Below are 21,119 nucleotides of genomic sequence, written 5' to 3'. Positions count from 1 at the left end.
CCGATGAACGCTGTTGTCCGCCGACGCCTGCTGGTCTTGCTACTGGCACCGCTCACCCTGTATTTCGCCGTCGTCGCATTCGTCCCGTCCTGGCTTGCGCGGCCATGCTGGCCGGGCGGCTCCATCCCGCTGTCGCTACCGCTCGCGATCGGACTGATCTGGCTCGGCTTTGCCGTCACCGTCCTTTATGTCCGGCTATCCGTACGCGAGGACGCGTGATGCCGACCTCGCCCCTCGCCATCTGGCTGTTTGTCCTCGTCGTCGCCATGAGCCTGCTGATCACCCGTCGCGCCGCGCGCCTGTCGCACACGCCCCAGCAGTTCTTCCGCGCGGGCATGCGGGTGAACGGATGGCAAAACGGGCTCGCGCTCGCGGGCGACTACCTGTCCGCCGCGGCCTTCCTCGGCGCTGCCGGCCTCGTTCTCGCGCAAGGCTACGACTCGCTGGTCTATGCCGTCGCCACCCTCGCCGGCTGGCCGCTGCTACTGCTGCTGCTGGCGGAGAAGCTGCGCGAGCAGGGGCACTACACCGTCGCCGACATCCTGGCGCGGCGTTTCCCGCAACGCTCTATCCGTCTGATGTCGGCGCTCAATACCGTGCTGATCACCCTGTTCTATCTCGTCGTGCAGATGGTCGGTTCCGGCAAGCTCATCGAGATGATGTTCGGTTTGCCCTATGGAGCGGCCGTAACGCTGGTCGGCGTACTGATGACGCTCTACGTCGGGCTCGGCGGCATGCTCGCCACCACATGGGTGCAAATGCTCAAGGCGGTGCTGATGCTGATCGCCGCCATTTTGCTCGCCAGTGGCGTGCTCGCCCACACCGGCTGGAGCCTGAGCCGGTTGGTGAGCGAAACCGTAGCCCGCCACCCGTCGGGAGCGGCGGTATTGCTGCCAAGCCGGGCTCTGGGCACACCGCTGGAGGTGATTTCGCTGGCGCTGGGGCTGGTACTCGGCCTGCTCGGGCTGCCGCACGTACTGATGCGTTTTTTCACTGTCGCCGACGCCCGCGCGGCACGCGTCTCGGTCTGCTGGGCAACCGGCATCATTGCGCTGTTTTTCACCCTGAACGCGGTGATAGGCGCGGGTGGCATCATACTGGTCGCGGGGCATCCGGCCTTTCTCGACGCGGCCGGCAAGCTGATCGGCGGCGGCAATATGGTGGCACTGCACCTGGCCCGCGTCATCGGCGGCGAACCCTTGATGGCGGCCGTCGCCGCCATCGCTTTCGCCACCATGCTGGCGGTCGTCGCAGGACTGACGCTGGCCGGCGCCGGCGCCATCGGCCACGATGTCTACGGCGTGCTCTGGCGCAAGAACCGCGGCGGCGGCCGCGAGCTTCTCGTCACGCGCCTGGCGGCACTGGGGCTCGGGCTCGTGGCCATCGCGCTATCGACCCTGTTCCAGCAGCAGAATATCGCCTTCATGCTGGGGCTCGCTTTCGCCCTGGCCGCCAGCGCCAATTTTCCCGTGCTGTTGCTGAGCCTGTTCTGGCCGGGCCTGACCGTGCAAGGCGCACTGGCGTGCGGCATCGCCGGGATGGTCAGCTCCGTATTCGCCATCGTGACCGGTCCGACCGTCTGGGTCGGCCTGCTCGGCTTCGCCCACCCGCTCTTTCCGTTGGCCAACCCGGCGCTGATCTCGGTCGGACTGGCCTTCGCCGCCGGCGGCCTGGCATCGCACATGACGCGATCCGCCGTACGGCAAGGAAACCACCATGAACACTGAATCGTTTCTCGAGGAACTCGCCGCGCTGATCGGCCCCTCCCACCTGCTGACTGCCGATTGCGATACCTCGCCGTATTGCGTGGACTGGCGCCAGCGCTACTTCGGCCGCGCGCTGGCGGTGGCCCTGCCAGGCACCCGCGATGAGGCGGCCGCCTTGATGCGGCTTGCCCATCGCCATCGAGTGGCTGTCGTGCCACAGGGCGGCAACACCTCGACCTGCGGCGCCGCCACGCCGGACACGAGTGGCCGGCAGCTGGTCGTGGGCCTCGGACGACTGAACCGGGTACTGGCAATCGATGCCGGCAACGACACCATGACGCTGGAAGCCGGCGTCACCCTGGCCGCGGCGCAACAGCTGGCCGCCAGGCACAAGCGCCTGTTCCCGCTATCGCTGGCCAGCGAGGGCAGCTGCCAGATCGGGGGCAACCTGTCGACCAATGCTGGCGGAATGGCCGTACTGCGTTATGGAACCATGCGCGAACTGGCGCTGGGGCTGGAAGTCATCCTGCCCGATGGCAGCCTGATCGAGGATTTATCCGGCCTGCGCAAAGACACCAGCGGGCTCGACATCAAGCAGTTGTTCATCGGTGCGGAAGGGCAGCTGGGGCTGATCACAGCGGCGACGCTGCGCCTGTTTCCGATGCCGACGGCGCGCGCCACCGCGCTGATCGGCGTCGATACGCCGCAGGAGGGTCTGGATTGGCTGCACCGGCTGCGCGATCGCTTCGGAGACCGCCTGACCACCTTCGAGCTGATTTCGCTCCCCTGCCTGGAGCTGGTCCGGCGCCAGAACACCGCGCGCGTCCCTTTCATGAGTCCATGGGCCATCCTGCTGGAGTTATCCGATGGAGGCGACAGCGCGGCACTTTATCCACCGCTGCTGGAATGCCTGGCCCAGGCGCACACCGTCGATGGCGTGGTCGCGAAAAACGAGGCCGAGCGCGAAGCGCTGTGGGCCTTGCGCGAAGTGCTGTCCGATAGCCAGAAACGCGAGGGGCCGAGCATCAAGCACGATATCGCGGTGCCGTGCAGCGCGATTCCCGTCTTTATCGACGAGGCAGGCGCGGCGCTCGAAGCGGCCTTTCCCGGCTGCCGCATCATCGCCTTCGGCCACGCTGGCGACGGCAACCTGCATTACAACGTTTCCGCCACCCGTCCGGGCAACACCGATCTGTTCGACGATGAAGAACGCGTAAACGGCATCGTCTACGACATCGTGTATCGACACGGCGGCACACTGGCGGCCGAACACGGGATCGGGCAGCTCAAGCGCCACTGGCTCGAGCGCTACAAGGACCCCGCCGCGCTCGCGCTGATGCGGGCCATCAAGCAGCTGCTCGACCCCGAACGCCGCATGAACCCTGGCAAATGGCTGTAGGTTCTGGCGAAAAAAGCCCCGGCGGCCCAGGCCGCCGGGACAACACGAGGAAGAAACACACCGAACGGCAACAGTCCGGCGCATTGAACGTACCTTGCGTGCAAGGTACGGCAAAATCTAGCGCGCCCTTCCCCGGCTGTCCATCCAGCGTGGCATCAAGCCTGCGGCCAGCGATAGTCGCGAAACATCTCGCGCAGACGCATTTTCTGCAATTTCCCGGTCGCAGTATGCGGCAGCTCGTTGACGATGACCACGTCATCGGGCGTCCACCATTTGGCAATCTTTCCGCCAAAGAAGGCGAGCAGCTCCTCGCGCGCCGCCGCCGCACCGGGCTTGAGAACGACCACCATCAGCGGACGCTCGTCCCATTTCGGGTGCTCGATGCCGATGGCGGCGGCCTCTGCCACCGCAGGGTGACCGACCATGATGTTTTCCAGATCGATGGAACTGATCCATTCTCCCCCCGACTTGATCACATCCTTGGTCCGGTCGGTAATCTTCATATAGCCGTCAGGGTCGATAGTGGACACGTCGCCGGTATTGAACCACCCATCGGCGGTATGCGCGGGTGAAGCCGCCTCCTGGCGAAAGTACTGTGCGAGAACCCACGGACCCCGCACCTGTAAATTGCCGAAGGCCTTTCCATCATGCGGCAAAGGCAGCCCCCCATCGTCGACGATGCGGATATCGACACCATAGATGGGACGTCCCTGCCGCATGTGCAGCCGGCACATCGCTTCTCGATCGAGATCGCGGTGATGGAACTTCGGCGTACTGGTCGTCCCGCACGGCGACAACTCGGTCATACCCCATAGCTGGCGCAGTTCGACCCCATGTTCCGCCAATTGCTCGATCATGGACTCCGGCGCAGCCGCGCCACCGACAATGACCCGCTTGAGCGAGCGGATGCGCAAGTGATTCTGCTCGCAATGCTGAAGCAGCATCAGCCAGATGGTCGGCACGCCGGCCGCCATCGTCACCTCTTCGCTTTCTATCAACTCGAACAAATTGACGGCATCCATCTTGGCGCCGGGAAGAACCAGCTTGGCTCCGTTCATTGCGCAACTGTAAGGCAGCCCCCAGCCGTTGACGTGAAACATGGGAACAACCGGCATGATGCAGCTCTCCGCCGACACATGCAGGCTATCCGGCAGCGAACTGGCCAGAGCGTGCAGCACGGTCGAGCGGTGGGAATACAGGACCCCCTTCGGGCTGCCGGTCGTACCCGAGGTATAGCAGAGCCCGGCAGCGGTATCCTCGTCGAACGCCGGCCATTCGAAGCTGTCGCTGTGACTTGCGACCAGATCCTCGTAACACAGCACTTCGTCGTTCGATACCGGACGCGGCAGGTGCTCGCGATCGCTCATCAGCACGAAGTGGCGTACCGTTGTCAGCTGCGGACGAATCTGCGCGATCAGAGGCAAAAATGTCAGATCGAACATCAGCACGCGATCTTCGGCGTGGTTGATGATGTAGACGATCTGTTCCGCAAACAGGCGCGGATTGATCGTATGGCAAACGGCCTCCACCCCGGAGATGGCGTAGTAGGCCTCGAGGTGGCGATAACCGTTCCAGGCCAGCGTGCCGACGCGGTCTCCGGGGCCGACCCCGAGTCCAAGCAGAGCGTTCGCCAGCTGGCGGGCGCGTACGGCCGCCTCGCCCCAGGTATATCGATGAATGCCGCCTTCCAGTGCACGCGACACGATCGCGGTATCGCCGTGATACGCCTCGGCATGCCGGATCAAGCTGGAAATCAGCAACGGTTGCTCCATCATCTGTCCACGCATCATGTCTCTCCTCTGGTTTTATGTACTGCCCAGAGGCAAGAATAAATGATAATGGAATAAATGCTCAAGACAATTAAGAGCTATTTCAATACCTTAGCGACGACAGCTAACCACGTACGGGATGCTTGGCCAGCATACGCTGCAGCGTGCGGCGGTGCATATTGAGAGCGCGCGCCGTCGCCGATACATTGCCGCCATGCTCGGCCAGAATCCGCTGCAGATGCTCCCAGGTCACGCGCCGCAAGGACATGGGCTGTGGCGCCAGCGGAAGCCCGGGGTCGGCATCGATGCGGGAATACGCCTGCAGCAACTCTTCGACGCCAACCGGCTTCGCCAGATACTGCACCGCGCCTAGCTTGGTCGCCTCGACCGCCGTCGCGATGCTGGCAAAGCCGGTCAGCACCACGATCGCACTCTGGGGGCTGCGCTCGCGCAGTCGTGGCAGCAGACGCAATCCGCTGTCGCCCCCCAGGTTGAGGTCAAGCACGATGCGCGCGGGCGCCGTATCCAGTGCGTCCAGCGCCGCCTCGCCCGAAGCGGCCGTACGTACGGAATAACCGCGCCGGGATAGCGTGCGCGCAAGAACGGCGGCGAAAGTCTCGTCGTCGTCGACAATGAGAAAGTCCGGACTCATCGTGGCTCCTCGTGTTCAAGAGACAACAGCAGGCGGGCACAGACCCCGCCCTCGATCCGGTTGCCGAGCTCGAGGGTGCCCCCCAGACGCGTCAGTGCAGCCTGGGCGAGCATGAGGCCGATGCCCATGCCAGCCGCCTTGTCGGAAGAAAGGGGAAGCTGCCCCGCACGCAAGCACTGCGCGTCGCTCAACTTTCCCTCGTGATTGACGATGTCGATCTGCAAGGCATCGCCCTGCCAAGCGATGGCGACGTCGACCATGCCATCGCCGGCTTCGGCCGCATTATTCAATAAATTGTACAAAGCCGGCCAGAACGCCGCAGGAAGACGCGCCACATGCCTGTCTTCCTGCGGCGAGGCCGAGACGAGACGCCGCTTCGGATGCAGTGACGACCAGGCGAGCAGACGCTGGTTCAGCACATCGATGACCGCGACCGGCGCTTCGTCTCGCTCGGCCCCCTGCCGCAAGCGCAGCAGGGCTTCACGGCACAGCTCGAGCTGACGCCGCATCAGCGCCAGGTCCTCGTTCAAGCCTGGCACGACGGCGTTCTGCCGCAACCAGTCGTCGACCAGCAGGGTCAGGGTATTGAGCGGCGTGGACAGCGAATGTGCGGCGCTAGCCGCTTGCAGACCGATCGTCAGCCAGGCTTCATCGCGCAGCGAGGCCGCCCGCGCTTCGCGCTGCTCGGCTTCGCTGCGGGCCAGCTGTCGCGACAGACGGGTGATGAAGGCCGTCAGCAGCAAGGCCGAGACCGCGAAGGTCAGCCACATTCCGATCAGATGAAAAGAGGCCCCCGAGACAATATCGCGCCCCATCAAGGGCCAGGGCAGATGCCAGCCGAACAGCAGCGCGTACAAAGCCAGCGTCGCGAGGCACAGACTCCAGGCGAAGGCGGCCGGACATAGCAGCGAGGCAAGCAGCACCGGCGGCAGAAACAGCGAGGCCAGCGGATTGGCCGCGCCACCACTGTACGCAAGCATCTCGGCCAGCGTCAGTACATCGGCGCACAGGCTTGCCGCCAGCAAGCCGCCAGGCGACACACCGCGCCGGGAGAGGCGGGACAGGAGCAGATTGAGCACCGCCAGCACCGTCCAGGCCTGTATGAGCGGCAACCATGCGAGCTCCACTCCCGCGGCGGCACAGACCGCCAACGCACATAAGGCCACCAGCAGCATGCCCGAGCGCAGACTCCGCACCCGTGCCAGCGCGCGCGGCAAATCGGAAGCCAGCGCGGGATTCATGCTCCCCCCTCCATGTGTTCCAGGCGCGCGCACAAGCCGGCGGCGGGATGATTGCCAAGGCTCAGGCACAGGCCGTGCAAAGCCGCGATCCTCATGACAATGGACAGGCCGAGCCCGCTGCCGGGCTCGCTCTGGCCGGGCGGGCGCACGAACCGTTCGCCGACGCGACCGATCCAGGCCGGATCGATGCCGGGCCCCTGGTCGAGAATATCGATATGCGCGCGTTCGAGAATCAGCGTGACGACGCTGTCGGCGGCGCCATAGCGCAACGCGTTGTCGAGCAGATTTCGCAGCATCAGGACCAGCAGAGCTTCGTCCCCCGTCAGCGGCAGCACCCGGTCTGCATCGACCCGCCACATGCACTCCAGGCGTACGCGACGCTCCAGGGCCAGCGTTTCCACCTCGCCCAAAGCCCGCCCCACCACCCTTTGCCAGTCGACCCGCCCGGCCGTGACGGGCAGCGACATCGGATCCAGCCGCGACAAGGAAAGCAATTGCTCGACCAGGCGGGTCGCACGGCCGATGCCTTGCAGCAACATGCCATGCGCGTGATCCCGCCTCTCGCCGCTGCTCAACTGAGCGACTTCAGCCTGCACCTGCAGCGCGGCCAGCGGCGTTCTCAGCTCATGTGCGGCATCGGCGGTAAAGCGGCGCTCGCGCTCAAGCGTCTCCGCAACCCGCGGAAACAAGGCGTTCAACGCCACGATCAGCGGGCGCACTTCGAGTGGAGCCTCGACGTCGATCGGGGTCGCATCGTCGGGCCGGCGCTGCGCGAGGCCCGCCGCGATGCGGCGCAAGGGCGCCAGCGCGCCACGCACGCCAAAGCGCAGCGTCAGCAATAGCAACGGTAGCGGCAGCAGCCATAGCAACAGTTGTGCGCTCACCATATTCCAGACCAGTTCGCGCCGTTCGCTCTCGCTCTGCCCGACAGCTGCCAGACGCCGCCCGTCAAGTGCAGGCAGAAAAAACACGCGCCAGTGTTCGCCATTGGCCAGGGCAATGCGCTGAAACCCGCGCGGCCGCGGTCCGTGGACAAAGGCGGCGCCATTGCCATCGACCAGCAGGGCACGCCCGGAGGCATCCCACAGGGCCAGACCGAATTCGGTGCCGTCGTCGCGCCCTTCATCGCCGTCGCCTATCAGGCGCGATGTCGCAGGCAGGTCCAGATAGGGGCCGGCCGGAGCGGCCAATCCGGTGCGCAGCAGTTGCCGCGCCATCAGCGTCAGTTGGGTGTCGTAGACTTCGTCAACCTGGCGCCGGGCCAGATGCCAGGCGGCGGCGACCGACACCAGCCACAGCAGCGGAATGATCACCAGCACCACCAGCATGATGCGCCGTTCGATACTATGCACCTTCACCTGGCCTCCCCCAGTGAATAGCCGATGCCGCGCACGGTGCGAATAAAGGCATTGCCCAGTTTTTTGCGCAGATGATGGATATGGACCTCGACGGCATTGCTGTCCAGCTCCTGCCCCCATCCATAGAGACTGTCTTCGATCTGACGGCGCGACAAGGGCCGCCCCTTGTTGCGCAGCAACAGTTCCAGCAAGGCCAGTTCGCGCGCAGTCAGCTCCATCGGGACATCGTTGCGCCAAGCCTGGCGCGCGCGCGGATCGAGCACCAGTCCATCATGTTCGAGCCGCGTCACCGTCGTCACCTGGCGCCGCCGTTGCAAGGCCCGCAGCCGCGCGACCAGCTCGACCAGTGCAAAGGGTTTGACCAGATAGTCGTCCGCCCCCCGGTCCAGGCCGTCGACCCTGTCGCCCACGCTATCGCGCGCGGTAAGGATCAGCACCGGCGTATCCCAGCCTTGCCGCCGCCAGGCGGCCAGAACGGACAAACCGTCCATCCCCGGCAGACTCAGATCGAGCACCGCCACTTCGTACGGTGCCCGGCCTAACTCTCCCAGGGCCGCGCAGCCTTCCGCGCCGTCACGAAACCAGTCGACGACGAAGCCGTGGTGACCGAGGCCGGCGACCAGGCCATCACCGATCAGGGCATCATCTTCCAGCAGCAATACTCTCATAGACGCCATCCACATTAGTGCCCGCCACTTTAACCTTTCTTGCGCCATCGTGCGCCACCTCGGCGGGGATATTTCATATCGGTTTCACCTTAACCACACGTAAATGTCATTATCAACCGTCACCATGGGGAAAGCCCAAACTGGCACAGGGAGTGACGATGCAAGCCGAGGAACCCGACAATGCAGCGCGGCGCCTGCGCGCCATCTGGATCTCCGATGTCCATCTCGGCACCTCCGGTTGCCGGGCCGAGCATCTGCTCGATTTTCTGCGCCTGCACGAATCGGAATACCTCTACCTGGTCGGCGATATCGTCGACGGCTGGCAACTCAAAAAATCCTGGTACTGGAAGCAAAGCCACAACGATGTCCTGCAGAAGGTGTTGCGCAAGGCACGCAAGGGGACGCGCGTCGTTTATATACCCGGCAATCACGACGAAGCGGCACGCCCGTATTGCGGCCTGGACTTCGGCGGCATCGCCATCCGCCTCGAAGCCGAGCACGTCACGGCCGACGGCAAACGCCTGCTGGTCATCCACGGCGATGAATTCGACGGCGTCATTCAGTACGCGAAGTGGCTCGCCTACGTTGGCGACACCCTGTACACATTCATTCTGTATCTCAACCGTCATTTCAACTGGGTGAGGATGAAGCTGGGCCTGCCCTACTGGTCGCTGTCGCAGTACCTCAAGCACAAGGTCAAAAATGCCGTCAACTTCATCAGCGACTTTGAACGCCTGGTTGCCGGCGAGGCCAGGCGTCGCAACTTCGACGGTGTCGTCTGCGGACATATCCACAAGGCAGAGGTCACGCAGTTCGACGGCGTGATCTACGGCAACTGCGGCGACTGGGTGGAAAGTCTGTCCGCCCTGGTCGAGGATGCCGAGGGCCGACTTTCCATCATCTACTGGACGCAGCCGGGAGCGGTACCCGTCGCTCGCGCCGAGCCCGAGCCAGCGCTCTCGAAGGAGCAAGCATGCGTATCCTGATCGTCACCGACGCCTGGCGCCCGCAGGTCAACGGCGTGGTACGAACCCTGACCGAAACCTCGCTCGAACTGACCCGCCTCGGCCATGTGGTTGAAATGATCACGCCCTTGCTGTTCAAGACACTGCCCTGCCCGACCTACCCCGATATCCGCCTGTCGCTGTTTCCCTTTCGCCGCGTCGCCCGCCTGATACGGGAATTCGCGCCGGAAGCGATACATATCGCCACCGAGGGCCCGCTGGGCATGGCCGCGCGCCGTGTCTGCCTGCGCGAAAAGCTGTCTTTTACCAGCGCCTATCACACGCGCTTTCCGGAATATATTCACGCGCGGCTGCGACTGCCGCTGTCGATCAGCTACGCCTGGATGAGACGCTTCCATAATGCCTCCAGCGCGGTGATGGTCCCCACGCCTTCCATCGCCGAAGCCTTGCAAGCGCGCGGATTCGACAATGTCGTGCTGTGGAGCCGCGGGGTCGACACCACGCTGTTCTCACCCGGTCCGCGCGAGCGGCTGGACGAATCGATGGCGCCTCGCTTCATCTACATAGGACGGGTGGCGGTGGAGAAGAACATCGAAGCCTTCCTGAAACTCGACTTGCCGGGCAGCAAGTGGGTCATCGGCGACGGGCCGCTGCTGCCGCGTCTGATGCGCCAGTATCCGGACGTCCATTTTGCTGGCGTTTTCCCGCAAGCCGAACTCGCGCGCTTCTATCGCGCCGGCGATGTATTCGTCTTCCCCAGCCTGACCGACACCTTCGGCCTGGTCCTGCTCGAGGCCATGGCCTGCGGTACCCCTGTCGCTGCATTTCCCGTCCCTGGTCCGCTCGACGTCGTCGGCACCAGCGGCGGCGGCGTGCTGGATACCGATCTGCGCCGCGCCTGCCTGCAGGCGCTGGAGCTTGACCGCGATCAGGTGCGGCGCGTGGCGGAAGGCTTTTCCTGGGCAGCGGCGGCTCGCCAGTTCGAGCGGCATTTATGCCCGAATCCGGTGCTGCGCACCGTGCTGCAAGAAAACTTGTAAGCCCGCGCTTCTGGCCTATAGTGAAGTATCGGACAACAGGGAGGCCAGGCATGAAGAATCGGCAACTTATCGGCAGCAATGGCGATTCCCTTTGTGTTCGGACCACTCGCTGATTGCGGGGTCTCACTTGGAGCATCGCTTAAGATGCAGGCCAGTGCCGCCGAAGCCGTCACATATGACACGAAAACGACATTACAGCAGGACAAACCGGGTCGGTTTGATACCGACAGCAGCCCCGGGCGGGCACGCCGCTGAGTAACTGCACTGCAGTTTTCCAGGGCAAACTGGGTTCATTGCCGCTGCCTGACAACGACAGCCTCGCTCTTTAAAGTTCAAGTCGCATAGTGCCGGCAACGCAAGCTGCGCGCCGGTTTCCGAACCGTCAGTTCTTGTCTTCTGTAAACAGGGCGGCCGCACCGGCCGCCCTTTTCATCGCCTGGCTCCAGGCAATGCAATTGCATATTCAAAGCCTTAGCGCCCGACACCCGAGCCCGGTTATGACTGCCTGCGATGTACTTAGATCACATCTGTCCAAGCGGAATCGCCTTTTCCAAGGTAAAATGGATTCCTTTCCTTGTCTTACACTATTCAGGCATATGGCAACTTTATCGACTGAACGCGTGCTCAGCGTTCATCACTGGAACGATACACTGTTCAGTTTCACCACCACCCGCGATCCGGGCCTGCGTTTCATCAACGGACAATTCGTGATGATCGGCCTCGAAGTCAACGGTCGGCCGCTGATCCGGGCGTACAGCATCGTCAGCGCCAACTGGGAAGAGAACCTCGAATTCCTCAGTATCAAAGTTCAGGACGGCCCGCTGACATCCCGCCTGCAACACCTGAAGGTCGGCGACAACATCATCGTCAGCGGCAAGCCTACCGGCACCCTGGTGCAGGATAACCTGCTGCCGGGCAAGCACCTCTACTTGCTCTCGACCGGAACCGGGCTCGCGCCGTTCATGAGCATCATCAAGGACCCGGAAGTCTACGAACGCTACGAAAAGATCGTACTGGTCCACGGCGTGCGCTGGGTCAGCGAACTGGCCTACGAAGACTACATCTCGAATCAGCTGCCGCAGAACGAATTCTTCGGCGACGTGGTGCGCGAGAAGCTGATCTATTATCCGACGGTCACGCGCGAACCCTACCGCCATCAGGGGCGTCTGACCGACCTGATCAAGAGCGGCAAATTGTGCGCCGACATCGGCCTGCCGCAGATGGATCCGGCCAATGATCGCGTTCTGATCTGCGGCGGCCCGGCCATGCTGGACGATATGTGCGTCATGCTGGACGATATGGGCTTCAAGGAGTCCCCGCGCATGGGCGACCCGGGCGACTACGCCATCGAGCGCGCCTTCGTGGAGAAATAACCCCCTGCGTTCCGGAAAAACCGCGCCCGTCCGGCGCGGTTTTTTTTTGCCCCGCACCGCCGGGGAAACGCGCTGATAGCACGTGGCTATTTAAAACATAAATACAATCAAGTGGATCTATCTACAGCATCTCACTAAGATGGGCACATCAGATGGCGAACGCCAACCGATGCCTCATTCAACCAGGAGATGACAATGACCACTTCGCTGATCAACACCGAAATCAAACCCTTCAAGGCCAGCGCCTTCCATAACGGCAAATTCATCGATGTCACCGACGCCGACCTGAAAGGCAAGTGGTCGGTCGTGTTCTTCTACCCGGCCGATTTCACTTTCGTCTGCCCGACCGAACTTGGCGACCTGGCCGACAATTACGCCGAATTCAAGCAACGCGGCGTGGAAATCTACTCGGTATCGACCGACACCCATTTCACTCACAAAGCCTGGCATGACAGCTCCGAAACGATAGGCAAGATCAGCTACCCGATGATTGGCGATCCGACCGGCGCGATCAGCCGCAACTTCGGCGTCATGATCGAAGAAGCCGGCCTGGCCGAACGCGGCACCTTTGTCATCGATCCGGCTGGCAAGATCCAGATCGTGGAAATCAACGCAGGTGGCATCGGCCGCGACGCTTCCGAACTGCTGCGCAAGGTAAAAGCGGCTCAATACGTCGCCAGCCACCCGGGCGAAGTCTGCCCGGCCAAATGGAAAGAAGGCGAAGCCACCCTGGCGCCTTCGCTGGATCTGGTAGGCAAGATCTAAAGAGCTCGCAGGCTGGCGGAGCCTCCGCCAGCCTGCTGCTGCGACCGCAGCGGCAAGACGTTTAGCCACGGTCAAACGCTTTGCCAGTGCCATCGACATACGGAGATACCATGCTCGACACCGCCATCAAAACCCAGCTCAAGACGTATCTGGACAAACTTGTCCGCCCGGTTGAACTGGTCGCCAGCCTGGACGACAGCGCCAAGGCCGGTGAAATGTACGCCTTATTGCAAGACATCGCGGCCCTGTCCGACAAGGTGACCGTGCGCACCGACGGCCAGGCGCAGCGGCGTCCTTCGTTTGCGCTCGGGCGTCCGGGCGAAGCCGGGCGCATCGAATTTGCCGGCATTCCGCTCGGGCACGAATTCAGCTCGCTGGTCCTCGCCCTGCTTCAGACCGGCGGCCACCCCCCCAAACTGGAAGCGGAAACGCAGGAGCGGATCCGCCAATTACCGGGAACCTTCCGTTTCGAGATCTTCGTTTCGCTGACTTGCCATAATTGCCCTGAAGTCGTCCAGGCCTTGAATCTGATGTCGGTGCTCAATCCCGGCTTCAGCAGCGTCATGATAGATGGCGGGATGTTCCAGGACGAAGTCGCTGCGCGCCAGATCATGGGAGTGCCGGCGGTTTTCCTGAATGGCGAACCCTTCGGCCAGGGCCGGATGAGCGTGGAAGAAATTCTCGCAAAGGTCGACAGCGGCGCCGCCGCCCATGCGGCGGACAGGATTGCCGAGAAAGCCCCCTTCGACGTTCTGATCATCGGCGGCGGCGCGGCCGGCGCATCGGCGGCGATTTATGCCGCACGCAAAGGCATACGCACCGGTGTGGTCGCGGATCGTTTCGGCGGCCAGGTCCTGGATACGCTGGCGATCGAAAACTTCATCTCGGTACCGGAGACGGAAGGCCCCAAGTTGGCCATGGCACTCGAACAACATGTCAAAGCATACGACGTTGACATCATCAATCTGCAGCGCGCGGCGGGCTTGCAAGCAGGCGGCCCCGGCAAGTTGGCCGAAGTCAGACTGGAGAGCGGCGCCGTCCTCAAGAGCCGTGCGGTGATCATCGCCACCGGTGCGCGCTGGCGCGAGATGGAGGTTCCGGGCGAGCAACGCTACCGCGGCAAGGGCGTCGCCTACTGCCCGCACTGCGATGGCCCCCTGTTCAAGGGCAAACGCGTTGCCGTCGTCGGCGGCGGCAACTCGGGTGTCGAAGCGGCCATCGATCTGGCCGGCATCGTAGCCCATGTGACCCTGCTGGAATTCGGTGCCCAGCTGCGTGCCGACGCCGTATTGCAACGCAAGTTGCGCAGCCTGGACAATGTCACCGTGATTACCCAGGCTCAAACCACCGAAGTGCTGGGCGATGGCTCCAAAGTCAATGGACTGGTCTACCGCGACCTCGGACAAGAACAGACGCGGACGCTGGAACTGGAAGGCATCTTCGTGCAGATCGGTCTGTTGCCCAACACCGACTGGCTCAAAGGCAGCATCGATCTGAGCGAGCGTGGCGAAATCGAAGTCGATGCCAGGGGACAGACGTCGGCCGAAGGAGTGTTCGCCGCCGGCGACGCCACCACAGTGCCCTATAAGCAGATCATCATCGCCATGGGAGAAGGGGCCAAGGCCAGCCTGGGAGCCTTCGACTATCTGATCCGCTCCGGGCAGTGAACGTCAGACCAGCGCCCGCCTTCGGACGCGACCGAAGGCGGGCGGGCACGCGCGATGGCGGGCCCGCCAGCTTCATTTCTTGCGTTTGACCGTCACCAGCTGGTAGACCCCGCCAAAAATCGTGCGCTTGGTCCAGACAAAATCGTCGGCGCGTGCGGCATACTCGCGGATATCATGCTTCCACAGCGCTTCGGCGAACGGTTCCAGCCAACGGTTGACCCAGCGCAACAGCCAGCCTATCGGCTGCCAGGCGGCAGGACCGTGATAGTCGACAAAAAAAGCCGTCCCCTCCTCCGGAACCTGGTCGAGCATATTGTCGACGATCGCCCGCTTCTCGCTGTCCGGTACCTCATGCAGCAGGAAAAAACTGCAGATCAGGTCGTAGCGGCAATCGCCGCGATGCATCGCCGCATCGCTGCGTATCACCTGCGCTTGCGGGAAGGAGGCGAGTTTGTGATTGGCATGCTCGATCTGGACCGGAGTGACATCGGTCAGGTCGAAGCGACCGGCCGAACCCACCTTGGCGGCGACGCGTGACACCAGATCGCCGTAAACATGGGCGACCTGCCACACTTTCATCCCGGGTTCGATCTGTTCCAGATAGGCACGCATCATACGCTGATCGTTGAAAAACAGCAGAATGCGCACCACCAGATTGCGGTCGAGCAGACGGGCGTTCCTGGGGTCGACATACGCCCAGTCATACACCTCTGTCATATAACCCGGAACATCTTCGTAATAGAACTGCCGCGTCACATCAGGTGGATTCTTCGTCATCGCTAGCCGGGCCCTCATAAAAAGATTCCTGCCAGCCTAGCAGCCTCGCACCGAGACAGCTTTGCGCTGGACCAAAAGATGGAGGCGCCGTCAGGCGACCTCGTTGTCGGGGCCGAGCACCACCCGTACCGGGGCGTGATCCGATGGACGCTCCCAACCGCGCGGCGTCTTGTCTATCGTGCACTCCACCGCACGCCGCCGCAGAGCGGCACTCAGCAAAATATGATCGATGCGCACGCCGAGGCCGCGGCGGAACATCGCGGCACGGTAATCCCACCAGCTATACTGCCCTCCCTCGGCCTCGAACAAGCGGAATGCATCGCTCAACCCCAGCGCCAGCAGGCGCGTGAACGCCGCACGCTCGGGCTCGGAACACAACACCTTGTCTTTCCAGGCAAGCGGGTCGTATACATCGCGATCGTCGGGGGCGATATTGAAATCGCCGAGCAGGGCGAAAGCGGGGTAACGCAGCAACTGGCTGGAGACATACTCTTGCATCATCGACAACCATTTCAATTTATACAAGTACTTAGGTGAATCGACTGCCTCGCCGTTCACAAAATACGCGCACACGATGCGCACCCCGTCGACCGTCGCGGCGATCACGCGCCGTTGTTCGTCGTCATAACCCGGAATGCCGCATTCGACCTGTTCGACCCGTGCGCCGGCCCTGACCAGCAGGGCCACACCGTTATACGTCTTCTGTCCATACCAGAACGACTGATACCCGGCGGCCTCGATCTCGGCGACGGGAAAGGCGGGCTGGTCGAGCTTGAGTTCCTGCAGACACAACACGTCGACCGGATTATCGGTCAGCCACTGCACGACCTGCGGCAGTCGGACCTTGAGCGAATTAACATTCCAGGTGGCGAGTTTCATGGTATTCCGATAAAAAAAAGAGTAAGCAAAATACGCTCCAATGCGTGGCAATCGGTGCCGGTAGCTCGGCTAGAGCATACCTCAAGCCCGCCGCCGAGGGAGGGGCCAAATAAGCAACAGCCTGAGCGCCTTGCGCAAAGTCAATACTACATCACAAATAATCATTTATATTCAACAACTTATAAAAACGACCTCGCCAAGCCATCGAAGCGCCCCCCGAGTGCTCGCCGCAAAGATTTCGGAAACAATGGCAGAAACTGTTTGTCAGCCACAACGCTCGCTCCCTAGAATCGAAGTGTCTTCTTCACCCGAGTACGATCATGACTGCGAACTCCAAACCCCGATCACCGTCCGACCACCCCGCCATTGCACGCCGTTCGACCCTGCTTCCGATGCAACCCACATTTTCCATGCCGACCCCGTCCGCCAACCGGCATCGCGATTCCACCACCGTCCCCCTGCCGCCGCTCCAGAAACGATAACCGCCATGGGATGGACGCGGGCACGCCCGTCGTCCCGAAAACCGCTCTCCCAGGTCTCATGACGGCCCCGACGCCGCAGGTGCGAAAACACGATCGACGCCACCGCTGTCATCGTTGGCCGCCATGAACGGACTGCGCGCTGTCATCCGATTCCCGCCGGCGCAGGAACAGGCTTCGCCTGGGCAAAAAAATGCCCCCGCGATGGCGGGGGCTGAAAGACGAAATCATCCGACAGGGCATGACGGCGTCTGCTCGCTGCTGCACTCGGAGAAGCACTAACCCTTTTGAGACGAACGCCGGGTGCGCTTAGTTCCCGCCTCAAGCCGCCGCTGTCGAATTTTCCACCATCCCGCCATGGCGCAGCAGCGCGTCGATGGAAGGATCACGCCCGCGGAAGGCGCGGAACGACTCCAGCGCCGGTCGCGAACCGCCGACAGCGAGGACCTCGTCCCAGAAGCGGCGCCCGGTCTCGGCATTGGCGCCGCCGGCTTCCTCGAACGCGGCGTAGGCATCGGCCGACAGCACTTCCGCCCATTTGTAGCTGTAATAACCGGCCGCATAGCCTCCGGCGAAAATATGGCTGAAGCTGTTCGGAAAACGGTTATAGGCGGGTGGAATATTGACAGCCACCTCGCTGCGCACCTGGGCCAGCAAGGCCATCCAGTCGCCGCCTTCAGCGTCGAAGTCGCTGTACAACAGCATGTCGAACAGGGAAAACTCGATCTGGCGTACCGTCATCATCCCGTTCTGGAAATTGCGTGCCGCGATCATCTTGTCGAACAGCTCGCGCGGCAGCGGCGCCCCGCTATCGACGTGCGCGGAAAGCCCCGACAATACCGGCCACTCCCAGCAAAAATTCTCCATGAACTGCGAGGGCAGCTCGACCGCATCCCATTCGACGCCATTGATGCCCGAGACATCGAGCTCGTCGACCCGAGTCAGCATGTGGTGCAGGCCATGGCCGAACTCGTGGAACAGGGTGATCACCTCATCGTGGGTAAACAAGGCCGGGCGGTCGCCCACGGGGCGACTGAAATTGCAGGTCAGATAGGCGACAGGCGTCTGCGTCCGCCCCTGCCGCTTGCGCCGACCGCGCGCGTCGTCCATCCAGGCTCCCGAGCGTTTGCCCTCGCGGGCATACAGGTCGAGGTAGAAACCGCCAATGACTTCGCCGGCGCTGACCAGATCGTAATACACGACATCAGGGTGCCATACCGGGGCGCTGGCAGGGCGGATCTGAACGCCGTACAGCGTGCCGACGACACCAAACAGGCCTTCGAGTACGCGCGGCTCGGGAAAATACTGCTTCACCTCCTGGTCGGAGAAGGCATAGCGCGCCACCCGCAGCTTTTCCGATACATAGGCGATATCCCATGCGGCCAACTCGGGCAGCGCCAGTTCGTCGCGCGCGAAGGCCTCCAGTTCGGAGCGATCCTTGATGGCAAAGGGTCGGGCCTTGTGCGCGAGCTCGCGCAGGAAGGCGGTTACCTGTGCCGGACTCTCCGCCATCTTGGTATACAGCGACAGCTCAGCGAAGTTGGAGAAGCCGAGCAGCCCGGCCGACTCGCGCACCAGTTGCAGACGTTCGCGCATGACCGGGCTGTTGTCGAGCTCGGCCGGCCCGAACTCGGCGGCACGCATCGCATAGGCATCGTATAGCTTCTGGCGCAGCGCGCGGTCATCGGCGTACTGCATCACCGGCAAGTAGCAGGGGAACTGCAGCGTCAGCTTGAAGCCTTCGCGCCCTTCCGCGCGCGCGGCCTCGGCCAGCATCGCCTGTACGTCCTCCGGCACACCGGCCAGGGCATCGGCAGAATCCAGATACAAGGCGAACGCGTCGGTAGCATCGAGCACATTCTGTTCGAAACGGGCCGATAATTCGGCCAGGCGCGACTCGACATCGCCCAGTCGCGCCTTCTCCGCATCGGGCAACTCCGCGCCGGACAAACGGAAATCGCGCAGCTGATGCTCGATCACCGTGCGCCGGGCGGGACTGAGCGCGTCAAAGGACGGCGCGGCACGCAAGGCCTTGTAACCGGCGTAGAGCCCGACATTCTGTCCAAGCTCGGTCCAGAACTCGGACAGTTTCGGAATATTGGCGTTGTAGACTTCGCGCAGGCCGGGTGTATTCATCACCGCATTCAGATGGCCAACGGTTCCCCAGGCCCGCGCCAGACGCTCGCTCACATCGACCAGGGGTTCGACGAAGCGGTCCCATTCGACCTTGCCCGCGTCGGCATCGGCCTGCAAATCGGCTATCGTTGCGCGCGCCTCGACCAGCAGGGCATCGATGGCCGGGGTCACATGTTCAGGAGTGATGTCGGCAAAGCGCGGCAAGCCGGAAAAATCGAGGAGCGGATTTTGACTCATTCTGTAAGCATCCCTGGTTGGAGAGTTCGGTATCATGACGGTTATTATCCGGTAGATGAGGACATCCGACATGAAACGCAATATCCGCTCCTACCTGGGGCAGCGCCCCGTCATCGAAGAAGGCGGATTTATCGATCCCTGCGCGACCGTGATCGGCGAAGTCCACCTCGCACGCAAGGTTTCGGTGTGGCCGGGTGCCATCATCCGCGGCGACGTCAACCGCATCGAGATCGGCGAGGGCAGCAATGTGCAAGACGGCTCGATGCTGCATGTGACGCATAAGCGCAGCGACGACCCGGAGGGGGCGCCGCTCGTCATCGGACGCAATGTGACCATCGGCCATAACGTCACACTGCATGGCTGCACCCTGGGGGACGAGGTTCTGGTCGGCATAGGCAGCATCGTACTCGACCGCGCCGTCGTCGGATCGCGCGTGCTGATCGGTGCGGGTTCGCTGGTGCCCCCCGGCAAGCGCCTCGAGTCCGGTTATCTCTACCTCGGCAATCCGGTGAAACAGGTGCGCGCGCTCACCGAGCGCGAACTGGCCTTTTTCGAGTACTCCGCCCTGCATTATCAGCGCCTGGCGGACAACCACCAGCAGTCGCTGGCCGCTGACGAAGCCGAAAATTCGCTTTAAAAACAGGCATCAGGCTTGCCTTCCTGGTCATGGCTGGCATAATCGCGCTTTTAGAGTCGTGGGAAGCGCATGAACGCCTCGGATTATGTCGGCTTCTGGCCCCGGGTCGCCGCCTGGTGCGTAGACAAAGTTCTATTTGCACTGATTCTGGCGGCGCTGGTCGCCAGCCTCAAGCTGCCCCAGGGTTCGCTGCCGGACCTGCTGCGCCAGGCCCTCGCAGCCGATGCCCCGCCTTTGTTCGCCCTGCTGCAAGAACAGCGCCCGCTGCTGGAACAGGCGCTGCTGCGCTGGCTGCTCCCCTTGATCGCCATCGTCGGCTTTCTGCGCTGGAAACGCGCGACGCCGGGCAAGATGCTGATCGGGGCCGAAGTCGTCGACGCCGCCAGCGGCAGCGCCATGGGGCTGGCGCAGGCCACCCTGCGTTCGCTGGCCTGCACGCTGTCCCTGCTGTCCTGCGGACTCGGTTACGCCTGGGTACTGTTGGACCCGCGCAAGCAGGCCTGGCACGACAAGATTGCCCGCACGGTGGTCGTGCGGCGATGCAAGCGTTGAAACCATTGTCCGCAAGCACGCAGGCAAGGCAGTATTATTCCACAAACATACAACACATCATATTCCAATGACATTTTCCCGCCTAGCCCTCATCGCCCTGGTCGCGTTTCCCTGCCTCGCCGCCGCCGGCGACGATATCTCGACCGGGGACGGCGCCCACGAGCTGGCCATCGGCCTCGACCTGAAGACGCGCCCCGGAGGCTCGAGCCGGATCGAAACCGTCGTGAACGGGCACTACGACACCGACTTCGGCAGTCTATTCAGCAACGACGGCGAGGCCGGGATTGCCCTGCCCGCACCCGGCGGCTATTTCACCCTGGCGGCAGCCGACACCAGCGCCTGGGAATACGGTCCCGGACAGCGCACTCTGGCCTGGGTCGCGCGCTACCACCTCGAACTGCCGCGCGGAACCGAGATCAGCATGGGCATTGCGCAGGGACAAGCCTCCAGTGCAAAACAATGGGTCACCAGTCTCGATCTGCCGCTACTGACCCGGGCCCGCACCGACTTCGACCTGGCACTGACCGGAAGTCGCTCCAATGCCGAGTTCAGGCGGGAAGCGGGCATCGCGGCCGGTGACGGCTGGCGTCAGGAAGAATTCGGCTGGATGCTGAATGTCAGCCATCCGCTGACCGGACGCTGGGCCGGCTTCATCGGTGCGGGCCGCCACTGGCAGGCCAGCGGCACAGGACACGAGGCGCTGTGGCAAACCCGCATCGGCGTGGTCTGGCAGTGGACCAAGCAGCCGGTGGGTGCGGACCGCAAAACCCTGTTCTGAGCAGACGCGTCGGCCGGACGGAACGTCCGGCGCAAACGCGC

General features: G+C 62.9%; 19 protein-coding genes. 11 read left to right on the top strand and 8 right to left on the bottom strand.

Going from position 1 to position 21,119, the window contains the following annotated elements; genetic code table 11:
• Positions 1-3: 3 nt before the first annotated feature.
• From G520_RS21660 to G520_RS0105315, 3 genes are read left to right on the top strand one after another with little or no spacing between them, the layout of a single operon-like run.
• On the top strand, positions 4-219 hold the full coding sequence (locus G520_RS21660) for a DUF485 domain-containing protein (protein WP_036665409.1): 216 nt from the start codon (positions 4-6) through the stop codon (positions 217-219).
• Positions 219-1,727, top strand: coding sequence for a sodium:solute symporter family transporter (locus tag G520_RS21655; RefSeq protein WP_051229074.1), 1,509 nt, complete (start codon positions 219-221; stop codon positions 1,725-1,727). The genes G520_RS21660 and G520_RS21655 overlap by 1 nt, the downstream gene beginning before the upstream one ends.
• A complete protein-coding gene (locus G520_RS0105315; protein ID WP_028534743.1) occupies positions 1,717-3,105 on the top strand; it encodes an FAD-binding oxidoreductase in 1,389 nt (462 codons plus the stop codon). Before G520_RS21655 ends, G520_RS0105315 begins: the two co-directional genes overlap by 11 nt.
• A gap of 155 nt (positions 3,106-3,260) precedes the next feature.
• Here the strand turns inward: G520_RS0105315 and G520_RS0105310 are convergent, their stop codons facing one another.
• The 5 genes from G520_RS0105310 to G520_RS0105290 form a co-directional block, all read right to left on the bottom strand.
• The gene (locus tag G520_RS0105310) at positions 3,261-4,895 is read right to left on the bottom strand and encodes a 3-(methylthio)propionyl-CoA ligase (RefSeq protein ID WP_246542723.1); all 1,635 of its coding nucleotides are present in this window, start codon (positions 4,893-4,895) and stop codon (positions 3,261-3,263) included.
• Positions 4,896-4,998: 103 nt separating this feature from the next.
• Positions 4,999-5,526 (bottom strand): response regulator transcription factor, encoded by a 528-nt coding sequence (locus tag G520_RS0105305; RefSeq protein ID WP_028534741.1) that lies wholly within the window; start codon positions 5,524-5,526, stop codon positions 4,999-5,001.
• A complete protein-coding gene (locus G520_RS0105300; protein ID WP_028534740.1) occupies positions 5,523-6,767 on the bottom strand; it encodes an ATP-binding protein in 1,245 nt (414 codons plus the stop codon). The genes G520_RS0105305 and G520_RS0105300 overlap by 4 nt, the downstream gene beginning before the upstream one ends.
• Positions 6,764-8,125, bottom strand: coding sequence for an ATP-binding protein (locus G520_RS0105295; RefSeq protein ID WP_028534739.1), 1,362 nt, complete (start codon positions 8,123-8,125; stop codon positions 6,764-6,766). The genes G520_RS0105300 and G520_RS0105295 overlap by 4 nt, the downstream gene beginning before the upstream one ends.
• Positions 8,122-8,793 (bottom strand): winged helix-turn-helix domain-containing protein, encoded by a 672-nt coding sequence (locus tag G520_RS0105290; protein WP_028534738.1) that lies wholly within the window; start codon positions 8,791-8,793, stop codon positions 8,122-8,124. Before G520_RS0105290 ends, G520_RS0105295 begins: the two co-directional genes overlap by 4 nt.
• Positions 8,794-8,951: 158 nt before the next feature.
• Here G520_RS0105290 and G520_RS21650 point away from each other — a divergent pair, with 158 nt between their 5' ends.
• From G520_RS21650 to ahpF, 5 genes are all read left to right on the top strand, one after another.
• Positions 8,952-9,779: a UDP-2,3-diacylglucosamine diphosphatase gene (locus G520_RS21650; protein ID WP_084637488.1), complete on the top strand. Its 828-nt coding sequence runs from the start codon at positions 8,952-8,954 to the stop codon at positions 9,777-9,779.
• Complete coding sequence (locus G520_RS0105280; RefSeq protein ID WP_028534737.1) at positions 9,767-10,798, top strand: glycosyltransferase family 4 protein; 1,032 nt, start codon at positions 9,767-9,769, stop codon at positions 10,796-10,798. The genes G520_RS21650 and G520_RS0105280 overlap by 13 nt, the downstream gene beginning before the upstream one ends.
• A 596-nt stretch (positions 10,799-11,394) precedes the next feature.
• Positions 11,395-12,171, top strand: coding sequence for a ferredoxin--NADP reductase (locus tag G520_RS0105275; RefSeq protein WP_028534736.1), 777 nt, complete (start codon positions 11,395-11,397; stop codon positions 12,169-12,171).
• A 195-nt stretch (positions 12,172-12,366) separates the two neighbouring features.
• A complete protein-coding gene (ahpC, locus tag G520_RS0105270; protein WP_156876883.1) occupies positions 12,367-12,936 on the top strand; it encodes an alkyl hydroperoxide reductase subunit C in 570 nt (189 codons plus the stop codon).
• Between the two features lie 110 nt (positions 12,937-13,046).
• The gene (ahpF, locus tag G520_RS0105265; protein WP_028534734.1) at positions 13,047-14,603 is read left to right on the top strand and encodes an alkyl hydroperoxide reductase subunit F; all 1,557 of its coding nucleotides are present in this window, start codon (positions 13,047-13,049) and stop codon (positions 14,601-14,603) included.
• 72 nt (positions 14,604-14,675) lie between these two features.
• Here the strand turns inward: ahpF and rquA are convergent, their stop codons facing one another.
• The 3 genes from rquA to G520_RS0105250 all read right to left on the bottom strand — a co-directional run bounded on the left by rquA (position 14,676) and on the right by G520_RS0105250 (position 19,111).
• Entirely contained in the window at positions 14,676-15,398 is a 723-nt protein-coding gene (rquA, locus tag G520_RS0105260) for a rhodoquinone biosynthesis methyltransferase RquA (protein WP_246542722.1), read from the bottom strand.
• A 72-nt stretch (positions 15,399-15,470) separates the two neighbouring features.
• On the bottom strand, positions 15,471-16,259 hold the full coding sequence (xth, locus tag G520_RS0105255) for an exodeoxyribonuclease III (protein WP_028534732.1): 789 nt from the start codon (positions 16,257-16,259) through the stop codon (positions 15,471-15,473).
• Positions 16,260-17,059: 800 nt separating this feature from the next.
• On the bottom strand, positions 17,060-19,111 hold the full coding sequence (locus tag G520_RS0105250) for a M3 family metallopeptidase (protein WP_028534731.1): 2,052 nt from the start codon (positions 19,109-19,111) through the stop codon (positions 17,060-17,062).
• 70 nt (positions 19,112-19,181) lie between these two features.
• Between G520_RS0105250 and G520_RS0105245 the strand changes: the two genes are divergently transcribed.
• The 3 genes from G520_RS0105245 (at position 19,182) to G520_RS0105235 (ending at position 21,078) form a co-directional block, all read left to right on the top strand.
• Positions 19,182-19,748, top strand: coding sequence for a gamma carbonic anhydrase family protein (locus G520_RS0105245; protein WP_028534730.1), 567 nt, complete (start codon positions 19,182-19,184; stop codon positions 19,746-19,748).
• Between the two features lie 69 nt (positions 19,749-19,817).
• Positions 19,818-20,300 carry an RDD family protein gene (locus G520_RS0105240; protein ID WP_028534729.1) on the top strand — a complete coding sequence of 161 codons (483 nt, stop codon included), beginning with the start codon at positions 19,818-19,820 and terminating at the stop codon, positions 20,298-20,300.
• A 67-nt stretch (positions 20,301-20,367) separates the two neighbouring features.
• Positions 20,368-21,078, top strand: a complete 711-nt coding sequence (locus G520_RS0105235; RefSeq protein ID WP_028534728.1) for a hypothetical protein — start codon at positions 20,368-20,370, stop codon at positions 21,076-21,078.
• Positions 21,079-21,119 lie beyond the last annotated feature (41 nt).

Source organism: Paludibacterium yongneupense DSM 18731, from assembly GCF_000422925.1.
Lineage (GTDB): Bacteria > Pseudomonadota > Gammaproteobacteria > Burkholderiales > Chromobacteriaceae > Paludibacterium > Paludibacterium yongneupense.
Note: the sequence above shows the minus strand (reverse complement) of the source record. Positions and strands in the feature narration are given on the sequence as shown.

Excerpts from the sequence above, each read along its gene's own strand:
- G520_RS0105235 (WP_028534728.1), top strand. The coding sequence starts at position 20,368 with ATGACATTTTCCCGCCTAGCCCTCATCGCCCTGGTCGCGTTTCCCTGC.
- G520_RS0105310 (WP_246542723.1), bottom strand. The coding sequence starts at position 4,895 with ATGATGCGTGGACAGATGATGGAGCAACCGTTGCTGATTTCCAGCTTG.
- G520_RS0105250 (WP_028534731.1), bottom strand. The coding sequence starts at position 19,111 with ATGAGTCAAAATCCGCTCCTCGATTTTTCCGGCTTGCCGCGCTTTGCC.
- ahpC (WP_156876883.1), top strand. The coding sequence starts at position 12,367 with ATGACCACTTCGCTGATCAACACCGAAATCAAACCCTTCAAGGCCAGC.
- rquA (WP_246542722.1), bottom strand. The coding sequence starts at position 15,398 with ATGAGGGCCCGGCTAGCGATGACGAAGAATCCACCTGATGTGACGCGG.
- G520_RS0105305 (WP_028534741.1), bottom strand. The coding sequence starts at position 5,526 with ATGAGTCCGGACTTTCTCATTGTCGACGACGACGAGACTTTCGCCGCC.
- G520_RS21650 (WP_084637488.1), top strand. The coding sequence starts at position 8,952 with ATGCAAGCCGAGGAACCCGACAATGCAGCGCGGCGCCTGCGCGCCATC.
- G520_RS0105245 (WP_028534730.1), top strand. The coding sequence starts at position 19,182 with ATGAAACGCAATATCCGCTCCTACCTGGGGCAGCGCCCCGTCATCGAA.
- G520_RS0105300 (WP_028534740.1), bottom strand. The coding sequence starts at position 6,767 with ATGAATCCCGCGCTGGCTTCCGATTTGCCGCGCGCGCTGGCACGGGTG.
- G520_RS21655 (WP_051229074.1), top strand. The coding sequence starts at position 219 with ATGCCGACCTCGCCCCTCGCCATCTGGCTGTTTGTCCTCGTCGTCGCC.
- G520_RS0105240 (WP_028534729.1), top strand. The coding sequence starts at position 19,818 with ATGAACGCCTCGGATTATGTCGGCTTCTGGCCCCGGGTCGCCGCCTGG.
- xth (WP_028534732.1), bottom strand. The coding sequence starts at position 16,259 with ATGAAACTCGCCACCTGGAATGTTAATTCGCTCAAGGTCCGACTGCCG.
- G520_RS0105290 (WP_028534738.1), bottom strand. The coding sequence starts at position 8,793 with ATGAGAGTATTGCTGCTGGAAGATGATGCCCTGATCGGTGATGGCCTG.
- ahpF (WP_028534734.1), top strand. The coding sequence starts at position 13,047 with ATGCTCGACACCGCCATCAAAACCCAGCTCAAGACGTATCTGGACAAA.
- G520_RS21660 (WP_036665409.1), top strand. The coding sequence starts at position 4 with ATGAACGCTGTTGTCCGCCGACGCCTGCTGGTCTTGCTACTGGCACCG.
- G520_RS0105275 (WP_028534736.1), top strand. The coding sequence starts at position 11,395 with ATGGCAACTTTATCGACTGAACGCGTGCTCAGCGTTCATCACTGGAAC.
- G520_RS0105315 (WP_028534743.1), top strand. The coding sequence starts at position 1,717 with ATGAACACTGAATCGTTTCTCGAGGAACTCGCCGCGCTGATCGGCCCC.
- G520_RS0105280 (WP_028534737.1), top strand. The coding sequence starts at position 9,767 with ATGCGTATCCTGATCGTCACCGACGCCTGGCGCCCGCAGGTCAACGGC.